Annotated in this window: 20 protein-coding genes; 12 read left to right on the plus strand and 8 right to left on the minus strand. The window is 67.7% G+C overall.

The features are described 5' to 3' along the window. Positions 1-2: 2 nt before the first annotated feature. From DIE06_RS22545 to DIE06_RS22560, 4 genes are all read left to right on the plus strand, one after another. Positions 3-818, plus strand: a complete 816-nt coding sequence (locus tag DIE06_RS22545; protein ID WP_124663240.1) for an SDR family NAD(P)-dependent oxidoreductase — start codon at positions 3-5, stop codon at positions 816-818. Between the two features lie 74 nt (positions 819-892). Beyond that, positions 893-1,954 (plus strand): aldose 1-epimerase, encoded by a 1,062-nt coding sequence (locus DIE06_RS22550; protein ID WP_124663241.1) that lies wholly within the window; start codon positions 893-895, stop codon positions 1,952-1,954. Positions 1,955-1,993: 39 nt separating this feature from the next. Further along, entirely contained in the window at positions 1,994-2,836 is an 843-nt protein-coding gene (pyrF, locus tag DIE06_RS22555; protein ID WP_124663242.1) for an orotidine-5'-phosphate decarboxylase, read from the plus strand. Positions 2,837-3,076: 240 nt separating this feature from the next. Further along, positions 3,077-4,135 (plus strand): haloacid dehalogenase-like hydrolase, encoded by a 1,059-nt coding sequence (locus DIE06_RS22560; RefSeq protein WP_124663243.1) that lies wholly within the window; start codon positions 3,077-3,079, stop codon positions 4,133-4,135. A 42-nt stretch (positions 4,136-4,177) separates the two neighbouring features. Here DIE06_RS22560 and DIE06_RS22565 read toward each other — a convergent pair whose 3' ends face one another. The 3 genes from DIE06_RS22565 to thiL are packed head-to-tail and all read right to left on the minus strand — an operon-like array spanning position 4,178 to position 6,278. Then, positions 4,178-4,678 (minus strand): CinA family protein, encoded by a 501-nt coding sequence (locus DIE06_RS22565; RefSeq protein WP_124663244.1) that lies wholly within the window; start codon positions 4,676-4,678, stop codon positions 4,178-4,180. Positions 4,679-4,708: 30 nt separating this feature from the next. Beyond that, positions 4,709-5,254, minus strand: coding sequence for a phosphatidylglycerophosphatase A (locus DIE06_RS22570; RefSeq protein WP_124663245.1), 546 nt, complete (start codon positions 5,252-5,254; stop codon positions 4,709-4,711). Continuing rightward, positions 5,244-6,278 carry a thiamine-phosphate kinase gene (gene thiL / locus DIE06_RS22575; RefSeq protein ID WP_124663246.1) on the minus strand — a complete coding sequence of 345 codons (1,035 nt, stop codon included), beginning with the start codon at positions 6,276-6,278 and terminating at the stop codon, positions 5,244-5,246. Before thiL ends, DIE06_RS22570 begins: the two co-directional genes overlap by 11 nt. Before the next feature lie 100 nt (positions 6,279-6,378). On the opposite strand from thiL, the gene DIE06_RS22580 reads away from it, so the two are divergent. The 3 genes from DIE06_RS22580 (at position 6,379) to DIE06_RS22590 (ending at position 10,107) form a co-directional block, all read left to right on the plus strand. Continuing rightward, positions 6,379-8,721 (plus strand): NADP-dependent malic enzyme, encoded by a 2,343-nt coding sequence (locus tag DIE06_RS22580; protein ID WP_311767637.1) that lies wholly within the window; start codon positions 6,379-6,381, stop codon positions 8,719-8,721. 377 nt (positions 8,722-9,098) lie between these two features. Then, complete coding sequence (locus tag DIE06_RS22585; protein ID WP_124663248.1) at positions 9,099-9,530, plus strand: ribonuclease domain-containing protein; 432 nt, start codon at positions 9,099-9,101, stop codon at positions 9,528-9,530. Between the two features lie 16 nt (positions 9,531-9,546). Further along, the gene (locus tag DIE06_RS22590; protein WP_014898116.1) at positions 9,547-10,107 is read left to right on the plus strand and encodes a barstar family protein; all 561 of its coding nucleotides are present in this window, start codon (positions 9,547-9,549) and stop codon (positions 10,105-10,107) included. 157 nt (positions 10,108-10,264) lie between these two features. Here the strand turns inward: DIE06_RS22590 and DIE06_RS22595 are convergent, their stop codons facing one another. The 3 genes from DIE06_RS22595 to speE all read right to left on the minus strand — a co-directional run bounded on the left by DIE06_RS22595 (position 10,265) and on the right by speE (position 12,605). Further along, a complete protein-coding gene (locus tag DIE06_RS22595) occupies positions 10,265-11,032 on the minus strand; it encodes a 16S rRNA (uracil(1498)-N(3))-methyltransferase (protein WP_124663249.1) in 768 nt (255 codons plus the stop codon). 17 nt (positions 11,033-11,049) lie between these two features. After that, complete coding sequence (locus tag DIE06_RS22600) at positions 11,050-11,466, minus strand: glyoxalase/bleomycin resistance/extradiol dioxygenase family protein (protein ID WP_124663250.1); 417 nt, start codon at positions 11,464-11,466, stop codon at positions 11,050-11,052. Positions 11,467-11,747: 281 nt separating this feature from the next. Beyond that, positions 11,748-12,605 (minus strand): polyamine aminopropyltransferase, encoded by an 858-nt coding sequence (gene speE, locus DIE06_RS22605; RefSeq protein WP_124663251.1) that lies wholly within the window; start codon positions 12,603-12,605, stop codon positions 11,748-11,750. A 216-nt stretch (positions 12,606-12,821) separates the two neighbouring features. On the opposite strand from speE, the gene tkt reads away from it, so the two are divergent. Together tkt and gap are read left to right on the plus strand one after the other, a co-directional pair. Further along, positions 12,822-14,894, plus strand: coding sequence for a transketolase (gene tkt, locus DIE06_RS22610; RefSeq protein ID WP_124663252.1), 2,073 nt, complete (start codon positions 12,822-12,824; stop codon positions 14,892-14,894). A gap of 87 nt (positions 14,895-14,981) precedes the next feature. Continuing rightward, positions 14,982-15,992: a type I glyceraldehyde-3-phosphate dehydrogenase gene (gap, locus tag DIE06_RS22615; RefSeq protein WP_014898111.1), complete on the plus strand. Its 1,011-nt coding sequence runs from the start codon at positions 14,982-14,984 to the stop codon at positions 15,990-15,992. 75 nt (positions 15,993-16,067) lie between these two features. Here the strand turns inward: gap and DIE06_RS22620 are convergent, their stop codons facing one another. Further along, a complete protein-coding gene (locus tag DIE06_RS22620) occupies positions 16,068-16,958 on the minus strand; it encodes a LysR family transcriptional regulator (protein ID WP_124663253.1) in 891 nt (296 codons plus the stop codon). 151 nt (positions 16,959-17,109) lie between these two features. On the opposite strand from DIE06_RS22620, the gene DIE06_RS22625 reads away from it, so the two are divergent. Further along, positions 17,110-17,883 (plus strand): SDR family NAD(P)-dependent oxidoreductase, encoded by a 774-nt coding sequence (locus DIE06_RS22625; protein WP_124663254.1) that lies wholly within the window; start codon positions 17,110-17,112, stop codon positions 17,881-17,883. Between the two features lie 9 nt (positions 17,884-17,892). Further along, positions 17,893-18,951: an L-idonate 5-dehydrogenase gene (locus tag DIE06_RS22630; RefSeq protein WP_124663255.1), complete on the plus strand. Its 1,059-nt coding sequence runs from the start codon at positions 17,893-17,895 to the stop codon at positions 18,949-18,951. A gap of 230 nt (positions 18,952-19,181) precedes the next feature. Here DIE06_RS22630 and DIE06_RS22635 read toward each other — a convergent pair whose 3' ends face one another. Then, positions 19,182-19,904, minus strand: a complete 723-nt coding sequence (locus DIE06_RS22635; protein WP_185733448.1) for a FadR/GntR family transcriptional regulator — start codon at positions 19,902-19,904, stop codon at positions 19,182-19,184. A 213-nt stretch (positions 19,905-20,117) separates the two neighbouring features. Here DIE06_RS22635 and DIE06_RS22640 point away from each other — a divergent pair, with 213 nt between their 5' ends. After that, positions 20,118-21,437: a C4-dicarboxylate transporter DctA gene (locus DIE06_RS22640; RefSeq protein ID WP_124663257.1), complete on the plus strand. Its 1,320-nt coding sequence runs from the start codon at positions 20,118-20,120 to the stop codon at positions 21,435-21,437. Positions 21,438-21,444: the final 7 nt, after the last annotated feature.

The following is a 21,444-nucleotide window of genomic DNA, read 5'->3' on the forward strand; positions in this document are numbered from 1 at the left end:
GCATGACCATCGACACTTCCGCGCAGGATCCGCGCGCCGCGAGCGACGCGCGCTATGCGCGCTACCCGAGCCTCGACGATCGCGCGGTGCTGATCACGGGCGGCGCGACCGGCATCGGCGCCGCGTTCGTCGAGCACTTCGCGCGGCAGGGCGCGCGCGTGGCGTTCGTCGATCTCGACGCGCAGGCGGGCCAGGTGCTCGCGGAAAGTCTCGCGCAGTTGCCGGACGTACGCCACGCGCCGCTGTTCATCCCGTGCGACCTGACCGACATCGATGCGCTGCGGCATGCGATCGATGCGATCCGCGCACGCATCGGCGCGATCGCGGTGCTCGTGAACAACGCGGCGAACGACACGCGCCACGCGATCGGCGACGTGACGCCCGCGTCGTTCGACGCGGGCATCGCGGTGAACCTGCGCCACCAGTTCTTCGCCGCGCAGGCAGTGATCGACGACATGAAGCAGCGTGGCGGCGGCGCGATCATCAATCTCGGCTCGATCAGCTGGATGCTGAAGAACGGCGGCTATCCCGTCTACGTGATGGCGAAGGCGGCCGTGCAGGGGCTCACGCGCGGGCTCGCGCGCGATCTCGGCCCGTTCGGAATCCGCGTGAATTCGCTGGTGCCCGGCTGGGTGATGACCGACAAGCAGCGCAGGCTGTGGCTCGACGACGCGGGCCGGGCGGCGATCAAGGCCGGCCAGTGCATCGACGCCGAGCTGCTGCCGGACGATCTCGCGCGCATGGCGCTGTTTCTCGCGGCCGACGATAGCCGGATGATCACCGCGCAGGACGTGGTGGTCGACGGCGGCTGGGCCTGATTGCCGGTGTTCGTGTTCGCGCGGCGCCGCGCGACGACCCGTATCGATTCATCGACGAAGGAAAGGAGCTCACCATGACCGCCACGTCCTCGCACGCATCGTCGTCCACGAGCCAGTCGCGCCGCGCGCGCCTGGCTGCCGCCGCGCAGCCGGTCAGCGCCGGCCCGCAGACCGCCGCGTTCGCGCAGGGCGTCGGCGCCGCTTACGCGGCGAGCGTCACGCTGTCGAACGCGTCGCTGCGGCTCGACGTGCTGCCGCACCTCGGTGGCGGGATCGCGCGCTTCGACTGGCGCGGCGACCACGGCGCGCTGGTGCCGGTGTTCCGCCGCTGCGAGCATCCGGAAACGGCGACGGACCCGAACGCGCTCGCATGCTATCCGCTGCTGCCGTACTCGAACCGGATCGGCAACGGCCGCTTCGAATGCGACGGGCGCAGCGTCGCGGTGCCGCGCAACCGCCGCGACGAGCCGCTGCCGATTCACGGCGACGGCTGGCTTGCGCCGTGGCAGGTGGACGATGCGACCGACACGACGCTGCAGCTGTCGCTCGATCGCGCGAACGGCGCGCCTTATGCGTTTCGCGCGATCCAGTCGTTCGCGCTCGACGACACGACGCTGTCGATCGCGCTGACGATCGAGAATGCGGGGCGCGCAAGGCTGCCGTTCGGGCTCGGCGTGCATCCGTTCCTGGTGCGCGACGATGCGACCGAGCTGGCCGCGGCGGCCGGCGGCCTGTGGCTGTCGGGCGCCGATTTCCTGCCGGTGCGGCACGTGAGCGTGCCGCCGGCCTGGCAGTTCGGCGTCGCGTATCCGTTGCCGGCGACGCTCGTCAATCATGCGTTCACCGGCTGGGGCGGCCACGCGACGGTGAGTTGGCCGCGCCGCGGGCTGTTGCTGACGGTGGCGGCCGACGCCGATGCATACGTGCTCTATACGCCGCCCGGCGAGGATTTCTTCTGTTTCGAGCCGGTCGATCATCCGATCAATGCGGTGAACCTGCCGGGCGGCGCGGCCGCACACGGGATGACGCTGCTCGCGCCGGGCGAGCGGCTCACGCGGCGTTTTTCGTTCACCGTCGAGCGCGCCGATGCACGCAGCGACGCCGCTTCGCGCGAAGGACGCCGGCGACGCGGGTAAAATACGCGGTCTACCAACGGTTTGCCGCGAGTATCCGCCATGTCTTCCCCGCTTACTTTCATCGAATCGCTGCGCGCCGCGTGGCAGCGCACGAATTCGCTGCTGTGCGTCGGCCTCGATCCCGAGCCGTCGCGCTTTCCCGTGCAGTTCGACGGCCAGCCCGACGCGATCTTCGAATTCTGCCGGCAGATCGTCGACGCGACCGCGCAGTATGCGAGCGCGTTCAAGCCGCAGATCGCGTACTTCGCCGCGCACCGCGCGGAAGATCAGCTCGAGCGCCTGATCGCGCACATCCACCTCCAGCATCCGGGCCTGCCCGTGATCCTCGACGCGAAGCGCGGCGACATCGGCAGCACGGCCGAGCAGTACGCGCGCGAAGCGTTCGAGCGCTATCGCGCGGACGCGGTCACAGTGAACCCGTACATGGGCTACGACTCGGTCGAGCCGTACTTCGAGCATGAAGGCAAGGGCGTGATCGTGCTGTGCCGTACGTCGAACCCGGGCGGGTCGGACCTGCAGTTCCTGGAAACCGGCGGAAACGGCCATCCGGGCCGGCCGCTGTACCAGGTCGTGGCCGACCTCGCGGCGAACAAGTGGAACGCGAAGAACGGCCAGCTCGGCCTCGTGGTCGGCGCGACTTTCCCGAACGAAATCGAGATCGTGCGCGGGATCGTCGGCGACATGCCGCTGTTGATCCCCGGCATCGGCGCGCAGGGCGGCGACGTGCAGGCGACCGTCAACGCGGGCCGCACCGCCGACGGCACCGGGATGATGATCAACTCGTCGCGCGCGATCCTGTACGCGAGCAAGGGCGAGGATTTCGCCGAAGCCGCCGCGCTCGCCGCGCAGAAGACGCGCGACACGATCAACGCGCATCGCTGATTGCGGACGGCACGGGTCGCCCGTACGGGCGGCCCGCTCCGGCAGGCCCGCGCCCGCGGGCCCGTGCTGCTTTCTCCGCTGTTCCCCTTTCCTCTCCACTTGTTCCGTATTCCTGCCTGTCGCATTGGCGCACGCGAACAACTTCCCGTCGCTTCCGCACCGCATGCCCGCGCATCAATCGCGCGATGCTGCCGCTTGTCATCGATCCGTAATCAAAATGTCAAGAAAGGGAGCGACGCCATGCCCAAGCTGTCCCGACGTCTTCTGAGCGCGCTTGCCGCGTCGTTGTGCATGTCGTTCGCCCATGCGGCGGACCTGTCGCACTGGCCGGCGGACAGTGCGAAGGCACTGAACGCGATGATCGCCGCGCATGCGCATCGCGGCGACTACGCGGTGTTCGACGCCGACAACACGACCTATCGCTACGACCTCGAGGAATCGCTGCTGCCGTATCTGGAGAACCACGGCGTGCTCACGCGCGACTCGCTCGATCCGTCGCTGAAGCTGATCCCGTTCAAGGATTCAGCCGACTACAGGGAATCGCTGACGAGCTACTACTACCGCCTCTGCGAGATCGACGACCTGGTCTGCTACCCGTGGATTGCGCAGGCGTTCGCGGGGCTGTCGCTGGCCGACCTGAAGCGCCACGTCGACGCGATGCTCGCCGACGGCAAGCCGGTGCCGATCCGCTACTGGCAGGGCGACAAGGTCGTCGACGGCGCGGCGCATCCGCCGCGCTTCTTCCGCGGCATGCAGGAGCTGTACAACGCGCTGCGCGAGAACGGGATCGAGGTCTACGTGATGACCGCCGCGCACGAGGAGCTCGCGCGGCTCGTGCTGTCGGATCCGAAGTACGGCTACAACGTGAAGCCGCAGAACGTGATCGGCGTGACGACGCTGCTGCGCAACCCGGCGACGGGCGCGCTGACCACGTCGCGGCTGCAGATCAAGGCCGGCAAGTACGACGAGGCCGCGAACCGCGACCTCGTGATCACGCCGTTCCTGATGAACCCGATGACGTGGTACGAGGGCAAGCTGGGCTCGATCGCCGGCTGGATCGACCAGTGGAAGAAGCCGGTGCTCGTCGCGGGCGATACGCCGAAATCCGACGGCTACATGCTGCTGAACGCGACCGACGTCGCGCGCGGCGGCGTGCGCGTATGGGTGAACAAGAAGGACAAGCAGATGGCGCAGATCCGCGCGTGGTCGGACGAATCGGCCGCGCAGCAGAAGGCGCTCGGCCTGCCGGTCACGGCGGACAAGAACTGGATCGTCGTGAAGCCCGACGCGATCCAGTAGGCGCGCAGGGGCGCCGGCCGTCCCTGCCGTTACGCCGGCGAATCAGCGTTCGCGTTCGTCGAGCAGCTTCAGCAGCCCGCGCAGCGCATGCGCGGCCGCCTGCGTGCGGATCTGCTCGCGGTCGCCCTTGAACACGAGGGTCTCGACGTCGGTATGCAGCCGGTTGCTCCATGCGAACGACACCGTGCCGACCGGCTTCTTCTCGCTGCCGCCCGCCGGGCCGGCGATACCGGTGACGGACAGCGCGACCTGCGCGCGGCTGTTGCGCAGCGCGCCTTCGGCCATCGCGCGCGCGACCGGCTCGCTGACGGCGCCGTGTTTCTCGATCAGGTCGGGCGGCACGCCGATCATCTCGATCTTGGCCTGGTTCGAGTAGGTGACGAAGCCGCGTTCGAACCACTGGCTGCTGCCGGAGATGTCGGTGATCGCGGCGGCGATCATGCCGCCCGTGCAGGATTCGGCGGTGGCGAGCGACAGGTGCTCGTCACGCAGCTTGTTGCCTGCGCGGATCGCAAGCTGATGGACGACGGAATCGGTTGGCATGCGGTCGGGAAGCGGGAGTCGGGAAATGGGTCAGCCGACGACGGAGCGCCAGAAGGCGATCACCAGCAGCGTCATGAACGCGGCGATCAGGTCGTCGACCATGATGCCGAGCCCGCCTTTCACGCGACGGTCGAAATAGCGGATCGGCGGCGGCTTGAGCATGTCGAAGACGCGGAACACGACGAACGCCCACAGCTGGCCGATGAAGGTCGCGGGCGTGACGAACAGCATCACGAGCCAGATCGCGACGATTTCGTCCCAGACGACGGCGCCCGGATCAGACGTGCCCATCTTTCTCGCGGTGAAACCGGTGATCCATGTGCCCGCCGCGAAACCGATCGCGATCAGCGCCCACCATTCGGGCACCGTCAGGTAGCGGTTGAGCACGACGAACGTGACCCAGCCGAACAGCGTGCCGAACGTGCCGGGCATGAACGGCGCGAGCCCGCTGCCGAAGCCGAGCGACACGATGTGCGCCGGGTGCGACAGCATGAAGCGCAAGGTGGCGCGCCGCGGCACGTTCCGGGCGGCGCCGGGCGCGGCCGCGGATTGCGCGGTCGTCGGGTCAGTCTGCATGGAAGTGGTCGAAACCGTGCAACGTGAGAGTCAGGGGCGCGCCGGCGGCGCCGCGCCACGCGATCGCGGGCTGCTCCGACGGCGAGGACAACGCGTGTATTGTACCGATTCGCGTGACCCGGACGCCGGCGCTCGCGCCCGCTGCCTCGACCGCCGCGCGGGCCGCGGCCGGCGCGGTGAAGCACAGTTCGTAGTCGTCGCCGCCGGCCAGCGTGCAGCGTCGCTGCACGTCGGGCGGCAGCGTCGCGAGGGCGGCCGAGCGCGGCACCGCGTCGGCGTCGATGTCGGCGCGCACGTTCGAGCGGGCCAGGATGTGCCGCAGGTCGCCGGCGAGGCCGTCCGAGATGTCGAGCGCCGCATGCGCGACGCCCGCGAGCGCGAGCCCGAGCGCGATGCGCGGCTCCGGGCGCTCGAGCGCCTGACGGAACACGGCGGCTTCGGCCGCGCCGGCGGCCCATTCGCCGCGCGCGACCCCGAGCCCGGCACGGGCGTCGCCGAGCGTGCCGGATACCCACACGTCGTCGCCGTCGCGCGCGGCATCGCGCCGCAGCGCCGCATTCGGCGCGACCTCGCCGAATACGGTCACGCACAGGTTCAGCGGCCCGCTCGTCGTGTCGCCGCCGATCAGCTCGCAGCCGAACCGCTCGGCGAGCGCGAACAGCCCGTTGCTGAACGCCCCGAGCCACGCCGCGTCGGCGCGCGGCAGCGCGCACGCGAGCGTGAACGCGCGCGGCTCGGCGCCCATCGCCGCGAGATCCGACAGGTTGACCGCGAGCGTCTTGTGGCCGAGCGCGTCGGGCGCGACATCGGGGAAGAAATGGCGGCCTTCGACGAGCATGTCCGTCGAAATGGCCAGCAATTTGCCGGATCGCGGTGCGATCAGCGCACAATCGTCGCCGATGCCAAGCGTCGACGCACGCGCCCCCCGGGCCGCGCGGCGCGCGAAGAAGCGATCGATCAGCGAAAACTCGGACAGGGCGACTGGCACGGCGGACGGACCCGGAAGCGGTGAAAGGAACGGCATTGTACGCAGCGAACGGCGCCATTCCCGCACCGTTCAGCCCATTTTTGTCGCGGCTGTTGCACCCGAATCGCCGGTCTGGCGGCCTTCGATTGGCGCTACAATGCCGTCGAACAGTTATTCTAATCCGCCCGTCAAGAGACACATGTCGACCCAAGCCTCCTCCAAAGCCAAGCTCCGCGAAGCCGCTCTCGACTATCACGAGTTCCCGACGCCCGGGAAGGTCGCGATTGCCCCGACCAAGCAGATGATCAACCAGCGCGACCTCGCGCTCGCGTATTCGCCGGGTGTCGCGTATGCGTGCGAGGAGATCGTCGAGAACCCGCTGAACGCCGCACGCTTCACCGCGCGCAGCAACCTGGTCGGCGTCGTCACGAACGGCACGGCGGTGCTCGGGCTCGGCAATATCGGCCCGCTCGCGTCGAAGCCGGTGATGGAAGGCAAGGCGGTACTGTTCAAGAAGTTCGCCGGCATCGACGTGTTCGACATCGAGCTGAACGAGTCGGACCCGCACAAGCTGGTCGACGTGATCGCCGCGCTGGAGCCGACCTTCGGCGGGATCAACCTGGAAGACATCAAGGCGCCGGACTGCTTCATCGTGGAGCGCGAAGCGCGCAAGCGGATGAAGATCCCGGTGTTCCACGACGACCAGCACGGCACCGCGATCGTCGTGGCCGCGGCCGTCACGAACGGCCTGAAGGTCGTCAACAAGGACATCAAGAAGGTCAAGCTCGTCGCGTCCGGCGCGGGCGCGGCCGCGCTCGCGTGCCTGGACCTGCTGGTCGACATCGGCCTGCCGCTCGAGAACATCACGGTGACCGACCTGGCCGGCGTGGTCTACAAGGGCCGCACCGAGCTGATGGATCCGGACAAGGAGCGTTTCGCGCGTGAAACCGACGCTCGCACGCTGGCCGAAGTGATCGACGGCGCGGACATCTTCCTCGGCCTGTCGGCCGCCGGCGTGCTGAAGCAGGAGATGGTGAAGGGCATGGCCGAGCGCCCGCTGATCCTCGCGCTCGCGAACCCGACGCCGGAAATCCTGCCGGAACTCGCGCTCGAAGTGCGCCCCGACGCGATTCTCGCGACCGGCCGCACCGACTACCCGAACCAGGTCAACAACGTCCTGTGCTTCCCGTTCATCTTCCGCGGCGCGCTCGACGTCGGCGCGACGACGATCACGCGTGAAATGGAGATCGCGGCCGTCAATGCGATCGCCGAACTCGCGCAGCACGAGCAGAGCGACATCGTCGCGACCGCGTACGGCATCCAGGATCTGTCGTTCGGGCCCGAATACCTGATTCCGAAGCCGTTCGATCCGCGCCTGATCGTGAAGATCGCGCCGGCCGTCGCGCAGGCCGCGATGGACGGCGGCGTCGCGACGCGCCCGATCGAGGACATGGATGCGTACAAGCAGCACCTGCAGCAGTTCGTGTATCACAGCGGCACGACGATGAAGCCGATCTTCCAGATCGCGCGGGTCGCGCCGGAAGAGAAGAAGCGCGTCGTGTTCGCGGAAGGCGAGGAAGAGCGCGTGTTGCGCGCGGTTCAGATCATCGTCGACGAAAAACTCGCGAAGCCGATCCTGATCGGCCGCCCGTCGGTGATCGAGCACCGGATCCAGCGCTACGGCCTGCGCCTGAATCCGGGCGTCGACTTCACGGTCGTCAACACCGAGCACGACGCGCGCTACCGCGACTTCTGGCAGACGTATCACAAGCTGATGGCGCGCAAGGGCATCAGCGAGCAGCTCGCGCGCGTCGAAATGCGCCGCCGCACGACGCTGATCGGCTCGATGCTGGTGAAGAAGGGCGAAGCGGACGGGATGATCTGCGGCACGATCAGCACCACGCACCGCCACCTGCACTTCATCGACCAGGTGATCGGCAAGCGCCCGGGCTGCAGCGTGTACGCGGCGATGAACGGCCTTGTGCTGCCGGGCCGCCAGATTTTCCTCGTGGATACGCACGTGAACGTCGATCCGACCCCGGAGGAACTGGCCGAGATCACGATCATGGCCGCGGAAGAAGTGCGCCGGTTCGGCATCGAGCCGAAGGTCGCGCTGCTGTCGCACTCGAATTTCGGCACGAGCAACGCACCTTCGGCGAAGAAGATGCGCGATACGCTCGCGATCCTGCAGGAACGTGCGCCGGAGCTGAAGGTCGACGGCGAAATGCACGGCGACGTCGCGCTCGACGCGGCGCTGCGCAAGGAAATCCTGCCGGAATCGACGCTGGAAGGCGACGCGAACCTGCTGATCCTGCCGAACATCGATGCCGCGAACATCGCATACAACCTGCTGAAGACGGCCGCCGGCAACAACATCGCGATCGGGCCGATCCTGCTGGGCGCGGCTCAGCCGGTGCATGTGCTGACCGAATCGGCGACCGTTCGCCGCATCGTCAACATGGCGGCGCTGCTGGTTGCCGACGTGAACGCCGCGCGCTGAGCCGGAACGAACGCGCGGTGCCGGTCGAACCGGTGCCGCACGTCGGGCGAAATTGTAAACAAAAGCAAAAAGAGGCGTGCCCGCAATGGGCACGCCGCGGGCAGGGCGCAAACGCGCTTCCCATAAGCAACAGCAGCATCTCTCCACTCCGGGTAGCGAGCGTGGCAAGGAGGCAGTGTCTTGCCATACGAGAGATGCCGCCGATATTTTATCCCATGGAAGCTAAATGTAGTCTTGTTTCGGTAAAAAATGCGCGATTCCGTGCGACCCCAGCCTTTCGGTTCCCAAACGAACATTGATTCGCGCGGACAATAGCGCTACGCTAACGCCTTTGGTTGGTCGTCAACTACTTGATTTAACAGCGGGAACCCTGGTTCATGGCACGCAAGTGGCTCCGCAACGGCGCGCTCGCGTCCGGCTTCGCGATGTTCGCGATGGGTATCGTCGGTACACCGACGGGCAGTCTGGTTTCCGCCGCTTACGCACGGCAGGCCGTTTCGGCCGACGTGGCCGTCGGCGGGCTCGATACGATCCCGACCGGCCGCCTGCCGCGCGAGGCCGTGACCACGCTTGGCCTGATCGGCGCCGGTGGCCCCTATCCGTACGAGAAAGACGGCGTCGTCTTCGGCAACCGTGAGCGGATCCTGCCGAAGGCGAAGCGCGGCTACTACCACGAGTACACGGTGCCGACGCCGCGCGCACGCAATCGCGGCGCGCGCCGGATCGTCTGTGGCGGGCCATTGCGCCGAATCGACAACTGTTTTTACACGGACGACCACTACAACAGTTTTAAACGTATTGTTGAATGACTTCGGGATGAACGGCATGAGCGACTCCATCTACGCGCACGATACGGCGGCGGCGGAACTGTTCGCGGCCGGCGACGGCAATCTGTTTCAGCGCGTGATCCAGCTTCACGCGGCGGCACAGGCCGGCGGCGCGCCGGAGCAACAGGAAGCCGACGGGCTTTCATCGAACGAGGAGCCTATGAGCCTTTTCACGACCGTGCGACCCAATCTCGTGCAGTCGATCCGCGCGTTCCGCGTGCAGGATCTCGCCGACGAAGCCGGGCGGCTCGGCCAGCATTTCCTGTACGCGTATTGCGGTGCCGCGCAGTCGAAGCAGGAAGTGATGGAGACGATCGCGACGTCGTTCCTGTTTCCGAAGCATTTCGGGAAGAACTACGACGCGCTGTACGACTGCCTGACCGACCTCGTCGCGAAGGCCGGCGCGCAGCCCGGTTTCGTGATCGTGCTCGAAGGGCTGCCGATCGCGCAGAAATTCGACAAGGAAGGGCGCGAGACGCTGCTCGACGTGTTCCGCGAAGCCGCCGAATTCTGGGCCGAGCGCAAGGTCGCGTTTCGCGTGTTCTATTCGTTCGCGTAAAGCGCGAACCCGGCGGCCGCCCGAGCGCGGCCGATTCGGCGAAAGGCCCGCCTCGCGCGGGCTTTTTTGCGTCCGTGCGACGCATGCAGGACGGCGCGCCGCATTCACGCGGTGACCCGGGGGCCGGGCCGCCACGTGGTGCGGCACGTCGGGTTCGTTACCAGCCGCCCCAGCGCGCGGCCAGCGCCGCCAGCACGGCCGCGCCGGCTGTTTCGGTGCGCAGCACGCGGGGCCCGAGCGACAACGCGGTGAACCCGTGTGCGCGGGCCGCGTTTTCCTCGTCTGGCGACAGCCCGCCTTCAGGCCCGATCAGCAGCGTGACGGCCGCCGCGGGCGGCGTGTCCGGCAGCGACGCGAACGGGATGCTCGCGCGCGGCGACAGCAGCAGCCGCAATTCGCCGTCGGCCGGCGCGGCCGGCAGCGTATCGAGCCATGCGCCGAAGCCGCGTACCGGCGCGACGTCGGGCACGCGGTTGCGCCCGCATTGTTCGCACGACGCGCGCACGACACCGCGCCAGTGCGCGACGCGCTTGTCCGCGCGCTCGCCGGACAGTTTCACGACGCCGCGCGCGGTCGACAGCGGCACGACCGCCGCGACGCCGAGTTCGACGGCCTTCTCGATCACCCAGTCCATCTTGTCGCCGCCGGCGATGCCTTGCGCCAGCGTCACGCGGTAGGGCGGCTCGGCCTCGGCCGGGTCGAACGCTTCGATCTGCGCCAGCGCGCCGCGCTTGTCGATCTCGACGAGCCGCGCGCGGTACTGGCCGCCGCTGCCGTCGAACAGCGCGAGCGCGTCGCCGGGCTGCAGCCGCAGCACGTGCGCGTGCCGCGCGACGTCGGCCGGCAACGCGAGCGTCGCATCGGCGCATAGCGCCGCTTCGACGAAGAAACGCGGCACGGCCGCGGTGGTGGTGGCTTCACTCATGCGTATCGCGGCTCCGTTCATGCACCGAGGCGGCGCGCGAGCGCCCAGCGGTAGCCGTCGAGATCCTCGATCTGCGCGAAGCGGTCGCCCCAGAACTGATCTTGCGGCGCGGTCAGCGATTTCGCGCCCGCGTCGAGCGCCCGCTGCCAGGTCGTGTCGACGTCGTCGACATACAGGTAGAACGATTGCGGGGCGGTTGCGCACGCACGCTTCGGCGTGAGCGCGGTCGAGCCGAATGCGCCTTCGGGCGCGAACATCACGATCAGCTGCCCGCGGTAGGTCATCTCGACGTGCATGATCGCACCGTCCTCGTCATGGACGTCGCGCAGTTCGAAGCCAAATGCGGCCTGGAAGAACTCGATGGCCGCGTGCGCATTGCGCACGGCCAGGTAAGGCGTCAACCAAGGCACGTTGGCCGGACGTGGATCGGTCATGAAATCTCCTGTCGAACAGTGTTGGTGCTTCAGCGCCTACGCTGTTCCCATGCTTTGCGGTCGAACGGTGTTGGCGCTTGAGCGGTTACGCCGGTCCCAGGCGTTGCAATCCGGCGGATATTGGCGCGCGGGCGCCCGGTGCGGTCCCGCGCCGTGCTGCGCCGTGTCGCGCTGTGTCGCGATTACGCAGGCGGGCCGCCTGCATCGTTCCGGGCCTGCGCGCGGGTCCGGCGCGGGAGACTGCGCGACCAACCCGCGGAACGCTGCGTCCGCCCGGAAGCTCAGCGGCGAGCGCCCAGTGTATCGCGCAGCGCGCGCGGCAGGGCAAAGAGGGCCGCATGGAGTCGCGCATCGTAGTAGCGCAAGCCCTGCACGCGGCGTGCGGCGAGCCGTTCGTCGATGTCGTGCGCGAACAGCGCGGCCGCGTCGAGCGTGTCGCTCGCGATCGCCATCAGCCATTGGGATCCATACAGCGGCACGTGCGCGGACAGCAGATCGACGACCGCGAAGCTCGCGCGCAGGTCGTCGAGCAGCGCGGCGATGCGCGCCGCGTGGAATACCGGCGAGCCGAGATGCATCGAGATCGCGCCGCACGGCGTGAGGATCCGCTTGAGCCGCGCGTAGAACTCGCGCGTATAGAGGCCGGCCGCCGGCGAATCGGGCGGCGTGAGGTCGAACACGACGAGATCGAAATGCTCGACGGTCGACGCGACGAAATGCGTGGCGTCGCCGATCACGACCTCGACGCGCGGGTCGTCGAGCGCGCCCTGGTGCACGTCGTCGAGATAGCGGCGCGCCATGCCGACCACTTCGTCGTCGAGTTCCGCGACGACGATCCGCTCGATGCACGCGTGCTTGAGCAGCTGGCGCGCGGCGCCGCCGTCACCGCCGCCGAGCACGAGCGCCTTCCTCGGGTACGGATGCGCGAGCGCGGCCGGGTGCGTCATGCACTCGTGGTACACGTATTCGTCGCCGACCGACGTCATCGGCCGGCCGTCCAGCGTGAACAGGCGGCCGAGCTGCGGGGTTTCCCAGACTTCGATGTGCTGGTGCGGCGACGCGACGTGCGCGAGCCGGCGTGCATTCGGGAAGCCGTACGCGGCATCGGGCGTGGGATGGAAGAGAAGGGTCGTGTTCACGGGCGGGCCGCTCGGGGTAGGCAGTTCCGACGCCTGAATTATAGGAGGCGGGCGGTCTGGCGGAAAACCGTGCCGGAACACTACGCGCCGACAAGGGAAATGTCAGCCCATCTGTTAAAATGACGAGCTTTGCAGCCCCGTCCGTAGGCTCCGTCCGCTTCGCGTCCGTCAGGCGCCGCACCGCGCGCCGGGAACGATTGACGCTCGAGCTTCCGGATGCCGCCGTGCCCCCGTTTCCTCGACTCGTTCTCCGGACTCGACATGACGACTTCGTCTCCCGCCTCCACCACCCTGATGGCCAATGCGATCCGTGCGCTCGCGATGGACGCCGTCCAGCAAGCGAACTCCGGCCACCCCGGCATGCCGATGGGCATGGCCGAAATCGGCGTCGCGCTCTGGTCGCGCCACCTGAAGCACAACCCGACGAACCCGCACTGGGCAGACCGCGACCGCTTCGTGCTGTCGAACGGCCATGGCTCGATGCTGCTGTACTCGCTGCTGCACCTGACCGGCTACGACCTGCCGATGGAAGAGCTGAAGAACTTCCGCCAGTTGCACTCGAAGACGCCGGGCCACCCGGAATACGGCATCACGCCGGGCGTCGAGACGACCACCGGCCCGCTCGGCCAGGGTCTCGCGAACGCGGTCGGCATGGCGCTCGGCGAAGCGCTGATGGCCGACGAGTTCAACCGTGACGGCGCGAAGATCGTCGATCACCACACGTACGTGTTCCTCGGCGACGGCTGCCTGATGGAAGGCATCTCGCACGAAGCCTGCTCGCTCGCGGGCACGCTGAAGCTGAACAAGCTGATCGCGCTGTACGACGACAACGGCATCTCGATCGACGGCGACGTCGTGAACTGGTTCCACGACGACACGCCGAAGCGCTTCGAAGCGTACGGCTGGAACGTGATCCCGAACGTGAACGGCCATGACGTCGACGCGGTCGACGCGGCGATCGCGAAGGCGAAGCTGTCGGACAAGCCGACGCTGATCTGCTGCAAGACGGTGATCGGCAAGGGCGCGGCGACCAAGGCGGGCGGCCACGACGTGCACGGCGCGGCGCTCGGCGCGGAAGAAATCGCGAAGACGCGCGAAGCGCTCGGCTGGAAGTGGGAGCCGTTCGTGATTCCGCAGGAAGTCTACGCGGCATGGGACGCGAAGGAAGCCGGCAAGCGTGCCGAGACCGAATGGGACGCGACGTTCGCCGCCTATCGCGCGAAATTCCCGGCAGAAGCCGCTGAATTCGAACGCCGGATGGCCAACAAGCTGCCGGCCGACTGGGCCGAGAAGGCCGCGGCGATCATCGCCGGCGCGAACGAGCGCGCCGAGACGGTCGCGACCCGCAAGGCATCGCAGCAGGCGATCGAAGGGCTCGCCGCCGCCCTGCCGGAACTGCTCGGCGGCTCGGCCGACCTGACCGGCTCGAACCTGACCAACTGGAAGGCATCGAAGGCGGTGCGCGCGAATCCGGAAGGCGCGGGCGTGCTGCTCGGCAACCACATCAACTACGGCGTGCGCGAATTCGGCATGAGCGCCGCGATCAACGGCCTCGCGCTGCACGGCGGCCACAAGCCGTTCGGCGGCACGTTCCTGACGTTCTCCGACTACAGCCGCAACGCGCTGCGCGTCGCGTCGCTGATGAAGGTCCCGTCGATCTTCGTGTTCACGCACGACTCGATCGGCCTCGGCGAAGACGGCCCGACGCACCAGTCGGTCGAGCACGTATCGAGCCTGCGCCTGATCCCGAACCATGACGTGTGGCGTCCGGCCGACACGGTCGAGACGGCCGTCGCATGGACCCACGCGGTTGCCGCCGACCGTCCGTCGAGCCTGATCTTCAGCCGCCAGAACCTCGCGTTCAACCCGCGCACCGACTCGCAGATCGCGAACATCGAGAAGGGCGGCTACGTGCTGAAGGACTGGGACGAGGAAATCGTCGCGCGCAAGATCATCCTGATCGCGACGGGCTCGGAAGTCGAACTCGCGATGAAGGCCGTCGAGTCGCTCGCGCAGCAGGGCATCGCGGCCCGCGTCGTGTCGATGCCGTCGACCAACGTGTTCGACCGCCAGGACGCCGAATACCGCGAACGCGTGCTGCCGCACGGCGTGCGCCGCGTCGCGATCGAAGCGGGCGTGACCGCGTTCTGGCACAAGTACGTCGGCCTCGAAGGCGGCGTCGTCGGGATCGACACGTTCGGCGAATCGGCGCCGGCCGGCGTGCTGTTCAAGTACTTCGGCTTCACCGTCGAGCACGTCGTCGAGACCGCGAAGGCCGTGCTGGCCTAAAAGCATTCGCGACGCGCGCGGCCCCGCGCGCGCGTCGCACCGTGAAGCTGCACGAAACGAATTTTTTCAGCCATCAGGAGATAGACCATGACGATTCGCGTCGCAATCAACGGCTACGGCCGTATCGGCCGCAACACGCTGCGCGCGTTCTATGAAAACGGCAAGAAGCACGATCTCGAGATCGTCGCGATCAACGACCTGGGCGATGCGAAGACCAACGCGCACCTGACCCAGTACGACACCGCGCACGGCAAGTTCCCGGGTGAAGTGTCGGTCGACGGCGACTACCTCGTCGTGAACGGCGACAAGATCCGCGTGCTGGCGAACCGCAACCCGGCAGAACTGCCGTGGGGCGAGCTGGGCGTCGACGTCGTGATGGAATGCACGGGCTTCTTCACGACGAAGGAAAAGGCGAGCGCGCACCTGAAGGGCGGCGCGAAGAAGGTGATCATCTCGGCGCCGGGCGGCAAGGACGTCGACGCAACGATCGTCTACGGCGTGAACCACAACGTGCTGAAGGCCGAGCACACCGTCATCTCGAACGCATCGTGCACGACGAACTGCCTCGCGCCGCTCGTCAAGCCGCTGAACGACAAGATCGGCCTCGAAACCGGCCTGATGACGACGATCCACGCGTACACGAACGACCAGGTGCTGACGGACGTCTACCACGAAGACCTGCGCCGCGCGCGTTCGGCCACGCACAGCCAGATCCCGACGAAGACGGGCGCGGCGTCGGCCGTCGGCCTCGTACTGCCGGAACTGAACGGCAAGCTCGACGGCTACGCGATCCGCGTCCCGACGATCAACGTGTCGGTCGTCGACCTGTCGTTCATCGCGAAGCGCGACACGACGGTCGAGGAAGTCAACGCGATCATGAAGGAAGCATCGGAAGGCGCGCTGAAGGGCATCCTCGGCTACAACGACGCACCGCTGGTGTCGATCGACTTCAACCACAACCCGGCTTCGTCGACGTTCGACGCAACGCTGACCAAGGTGTCGGGCCGCCTCGTCAAGGTGTCGAGCTGGTACGACAACGAGTGGGGTTTCTCGAACCGCATGCTGGATACGGCAGTCGCATTCGCGAACGCGAAGTAATCCCGCACGTTGCGCGGCCGCCTCAAGGCGGCTTGCGCGGCGAACGAACCCGGCCCGATTCTGCGGCCGGGTTTTTTATTGTCCGGCGTTCGCCGTCACGTGTTCGAGCGCGTCGACGAACGCGCGCTTCAGCGGGCTGTCGAGGTCGGTCCATGCGAGGCCGATACCGGTCCGGTGGCCGGCCAGGTCGAGCGGCCGCGCGAGCACGTTCGGCGGCAGCGCGCTCGCGGCTTCCGCCGGGATCAGCCCGATCCCCATCCCCGCCGCGACGAGCGCGAGCATCGTCGTGAATTCCCCGAATTCCTGCGCGATCTCGAGCGTCGTGCCCGCACGGCTCAGCGCGAGCAGCATGTCGTCGTGAAAGCCGGGCGCGTAGCGGCGCGCGAGCACGAACGCGGGCTGGCCGCGCAACGCGGACGGTGAAATCGTGTCGTGCGCGGCGAGCGGATGGTCGAGCGGCAGCGCGACGACGAAGCCTTCCTCGAGCACCACGCGCGTGTCGATGCCCGCATACGCGGCCGGCAGCCGTATCATCCCGAAATCGATGCGCCGGTCGCGCAGTGCGGCGATCTGGTCGGGCGTCGGCAAATCCTTCAGTTCGAGCGTGATCAGCGGATAGCGATCGCGCATCGTGCGCAGCACGGCCGGCAGCAGCGCCGGCAGCACCGACGACACGAACGCGATCCGCAGCGTGCCGATCTCGCCGCGGCTCGACAGCCGCGCCATCTGCTCCGCGCGCGCGGCCTGCTGCAGTGTCGCCCGTGCTTCGGGCAGGAACACGCGCCCCGTATCGCTGAGTTCGACCTTGTGACGGTCGCGCTCGAACAGACGCGCCCCCAGCTCTTCCTCGAGCGCCTTGATCTGCATGCTCAGCGCGGACTGCACGACGAACAGGCGCTGCGCGGCGCGCCCGAAATGCAGCTCTTCGGCGAGCGTGACGAAGGCGCGCAATTGCTTGAGTTCCATGGTGGGCGGGCGGCAGCGGACGGTGATCGGATTTCATGATAACCGGATCAAAAAAGACCATTGGCGCGGCCCCCGGCCGAGCGCCGAAGATACCCTTGACGCGAGACCGGCCGCGACCCGGCGGTCGGCTCGATGGCACGAGGAGACATGCATGAGCAACGCGCTTGACCGGTTCCGCCTGGACGGCCGCCGCGCACTGATCACGGGTTCCGGACGCGGGATCGGGCTGACGCTCGCCCGCGGCCTCGCGGAAGCCGGTGCGGCGATCGTGATCAACGATCGCAATGAGGAGAAGGCCGCGACGCTTGCGCGCCATTTCCGAGAGGAGGGTTTCGCGGCCGACCATGCGGTGTTCGACGTCACCGAGCACGCGCAGGTGCGCGCGGCGATCGACGATTTCGAGGCGCGCGTCGGCGCGATCGACATCCTCGTGAACAACGCGGGCATCCAGCGTCGCGCGCCGCTCGATGCATTCGACCCGGACGACTGGCACGCGCTGATGCGCGTGAATCTCGACGGCGTGTTCAACGTCGCGCAGGCGGTAGCGCGCCACATGATTGCGCGCGGCCGCGGCAAGATCATCAACATCTGCTCGGTGCAGAGCGAGCTCGCACGGCCGACGATCGCGCCGTATGCGGCGACGAAGGGCGCGGTGCGGATGCTGACGAAAGGGATGTGCGCCGACTGGGCGCGTCACGGCATCCAGGCGAACGGCCTCGCGCCCGGCTATTTCGAGACCGAACTGAATCGCGCGCTGGTCGACGACGCGGCGTTCTCCGACTGGCTGTGCAAGCGCACGCCGGCCGGCCGCTGGGGGCGCGTCGACGAGCTGTGCGGCGCGGCGATCTTCCTCGCGTCGGCGGCGTCCGATTTCGTGAACGGACAGACGCTGTTCGTCGACGGCGGGTTGACGAGCGCGGTATAGGAGAAAGTCATGCGTATGCGTTGCATGTGTCTCGTGATCCACGGGCCGAACGATCTGCGGCTCGAAGAGCAGGACGCGGGTGAGATCGGCCCGGGCCAGGTGCGCGTCGATGTCGCGATGGGCGGCATCTGCGGCTCCGATCTCCATTACTTCCGGCACGGCGGCTTCGGCGCGATCCGGCTGCAGCAGCCGATGGTGCTCGGCCATGAAGTGGCCGGCACGGTCGCGGCGGTCGCGCCCGACGTGACGTCGGTGAAGGTCGGCGATCGCGTCGCGGTGAATCCGAGCCGCCCGTGCGGCGCGTGCCGCTACTGCCTCGAAGGGCTGCCGAACCAGTGTCTCGACATGCGCTTCTACGGCAGCGCGATGCGCATGCCGCACGTACAGGGCGCGTTTCGCAACGCGCTCGTGTGCGACGCCACGCAGTGCGTGAAGGTGGCGGACCATGTGCCGCTGTCGCTCGCGGCGCTCGCCGAGCCGTTCGCGGTCGGGCTGCATGCGGTGTCGCGCGCGGGCCCGCTGATCGGCCGGCGCGTGCTCGTATCGGGGTGCGGGCCGATCGGTGTGCTGGCGGTCGCGGCGGCGCGCGTGCACGGCGCGGCGGAGATCGTCGCGACCGACGTGGTCGATGCGCCGCTCGAGGTCGCCCGCGCGCTCGGCGCCGACCATACGATCGATGCGGCGACCGACGCCGGCTGGGTCGCGCGCTACGGTGCCGACAAGGGCACGTTCGACGTGATGATCGAGTGTTCGGGCAATGCGCGCGCGCTGCGCGATGGCCTCGACGTGATGCGGCCGCGCGGCGTCGTCGTGCAGCTCGGGCTCGGCGGCGACGTCAGCCTGCCGCAGAACGTCGTGGTCGCGAAGGAGCTGTCGATCTGCGGCTCGTTCCGCTTCCATGCGGAATTCGCGCTCGCGGTGCAGCTGATCAATGCGCAGCGCGTCGACCTGCGCCCGGCCGTGACGGGCGTGTTCCCGATGCGCGATGCGAACCATGCGTTCGAGCTGGCCGGCGACCGGCAGCGCGCGATGAAGGTGCTGATCGATTTCGCGAGCGAGGCGGCATGATCGTCTGCTGATGGCGCGCGACGGCGCGCAATGCAAAAAGGCACGCCCGCGGTTTGCGGGAGCGTGCCTTTTTCATTGGCGGGAGTGAAAGCCGGCTACTGCGTGACTTGCCGCACGCCGACGCGCTGCGAGGCGAGCCACAGCGCGATCGGCAGGCTCCGTCGGGAGGATGACCGGCTCGACCGGAGAATGGCTGCCGCGCCGGCCGCGACCGCCGGCCGACGGCTGCGTCAGGTGCCCGGCGTCGGGAAGAAGATGCCCGCGCGCTGCGCGGCGTTCGCGATGTGCGTCTCGATCGCGATGCCGGCCGCGGCCGCATCGCGGGCGATCAGCGCGTCGACGATCGCGCGGTGCTCGTGCCACGTCGACAGCAGCAGTTCGCGGCGGTAGAACGGCATGCGCTGGCTTTCCTTCATGATGTCCGCACTGCTGCGCAGTACCGACTCGATCGCCGCGTTGCCCGCGAGATGGATGATCCGCATGTGGAAGTCGAAGTCGAGGCGCGATGCTTCGTCGAGCGCACTTTCGGTCAGCGCGACGTGCAGGTCGGCGAGGTTGTCCTCGAACCATGCGATGTCGTCGTCGGTGACGACGTGCGCGGCCATCCGCGCGGCGAACCCTTCGAGCGCATAGCGCATCTGGTACGTGTCGGGCGGCGACGACTGCTCGGCGAACTGCCAGGGATGGGCAGCCGTCGCCTGCGCGCTTTCGACATACACGCCCTTGCCGGCGCGGATGCGCAGCATCCCGAGCGCCTCGAGCGTGGAGAGCGCCTCGCGCAGCGACGCGCGGCTGATCTCCAGCTCCTCGGAGAGCTGGCGCTGGGCCGGCAGCAGGCTGCCGACCGGATACACGCCTGCCTCGATCCGGTCGCGGATCGTCGCGATGGCGGCGTCGGTCACGGTGTGCGGAACGTTTTTCATGATGTGAACGATGGCCGGTCTGACCGGCATTGTAATCCGCACGCGCGCGGTGCACGACCGGCCTACGGGAAAGCCACGATCCGCCCCTGCATGGTGCGCTGCAAACGGAGGCGAAGGGGGCGGGAAATCCCTATTTTGTCCGTCCTTGACGTGACTATATCGGCTTCCTACTATCCACCATAACATCACTGGTCTTACCAGTATGAACAGACGAAACTGCAACCGTTGGATCGGGAGAGCGCCGTGTCGAAATTCCTCAATTCGCTGTTTGGCCGGGTAGTCGTCGCACTCATCCTGGGGGTCGCGCTCGGCGCGTTCTTCCCGCATTTCGCCGAGTCGCTGCGACCGCTCGGCGACGGCTTCCTGAAGCTCATCAAGATGGTCATCGGCCCGATCGTGTTCTGCGTCGTGGTCAGCGGGATGGCCAATGCGGGCGACCTGAAGAAGGTCGGCCGCGTCGGCCTGAAGGCCGTCGTCTACTTCGAGATCATGACGACGCTCGCGCTCGGCATCGGTCTGGTACTCGCGTGGCTCACGCGCCCGGGTGTCGGGATGAACATCGACCTGCACTCGCTCGATGCGGCCTCGCTCTCGTCGTACGCGAAGAACGCCGAAAGCCTGAAGGACACGGCCGGCTACCTGATGAAGATCATCCCCGAGACCGCGATCGACGCGTTCGCGAAGGGCGACATCCTGCAGATCCTCGTGTTCGCGGTGCTGTTCGGCTCCGCGCTGTCGCTGCTCGGCGACAAGGCACAGCGCGTGAACAGCCTGATCGAGGAACTGTCGCACGTGTTCTTCCGCATCATCGGCTTCATCATCAAGCTCGCGCCGCTCGGCGTGCTCGGCGCGATCGCGTTCACGACCGGCAAGTACGGCGTCGCGTCGCTCAAGCAGCTCGGCTACCTCGTCGCGGTGTTCTACCTGAGCTGCTTCGTGTTCGTCACGGTCGTGCTCGGCGCGGTGATGCGTCTCGCGGGCTTCTCGGTGTTCAAGCTGATCCGCTACCTGCGCGAGGAGTTGTCGATCGTGCTCGGCACGGCGTCGTCGGACGCGGTGCTGCCGCAGGTGATGAGCAAGCTCGAATACATGGGCATCAAGGATTCGACGGTCGGCCTCGTGATCCCGACCGGTTACTCGTTCAACCTCGACGGCTTCTCGATCTATCTGACGCTCGCCGTGCTGTTCATCGCGCAGGCCACCAACACGCCGCTGTCCACGCATGACCTGATCGTCGTGCTGCTCGTGTCGCTCGTCACGTCGAAGGGCGCGCACGGGATTCCGGGTTCGGCGATCGTGATCCTTGCGGCGACGCTGTCGGCGATTCCCGCGATTCCGGTGCTCGGCCTCGTGCTGATCCTGCCGGTCGACTGGTTCGTCGGCATCGCCCGTGCGCTGACCAACCTGATCGGCAACTGCGTCGCGACGGTGGTCGTCGCCGTGTGGGAGAACGACATCGACCGGGCCCGCGCGAAGCGCGTGCTGAACCGCGAACTGCGCTACGTGGCCGACGAGCCGGGCAGCGCCGCGCCGGTCGCCGGCGACCAGGCTCACGCGCTCTGAGCGCACG

Source organism: Burkholderia sp. Bp8998, from assembly GCF_003854235.1.
Taxonomy (GTDB): domain Bacteria; phylum Pseudomonadota; class Gammaproteobacteria; order Burkholderiales; family Burkholderiaceae; genus Burkholderia.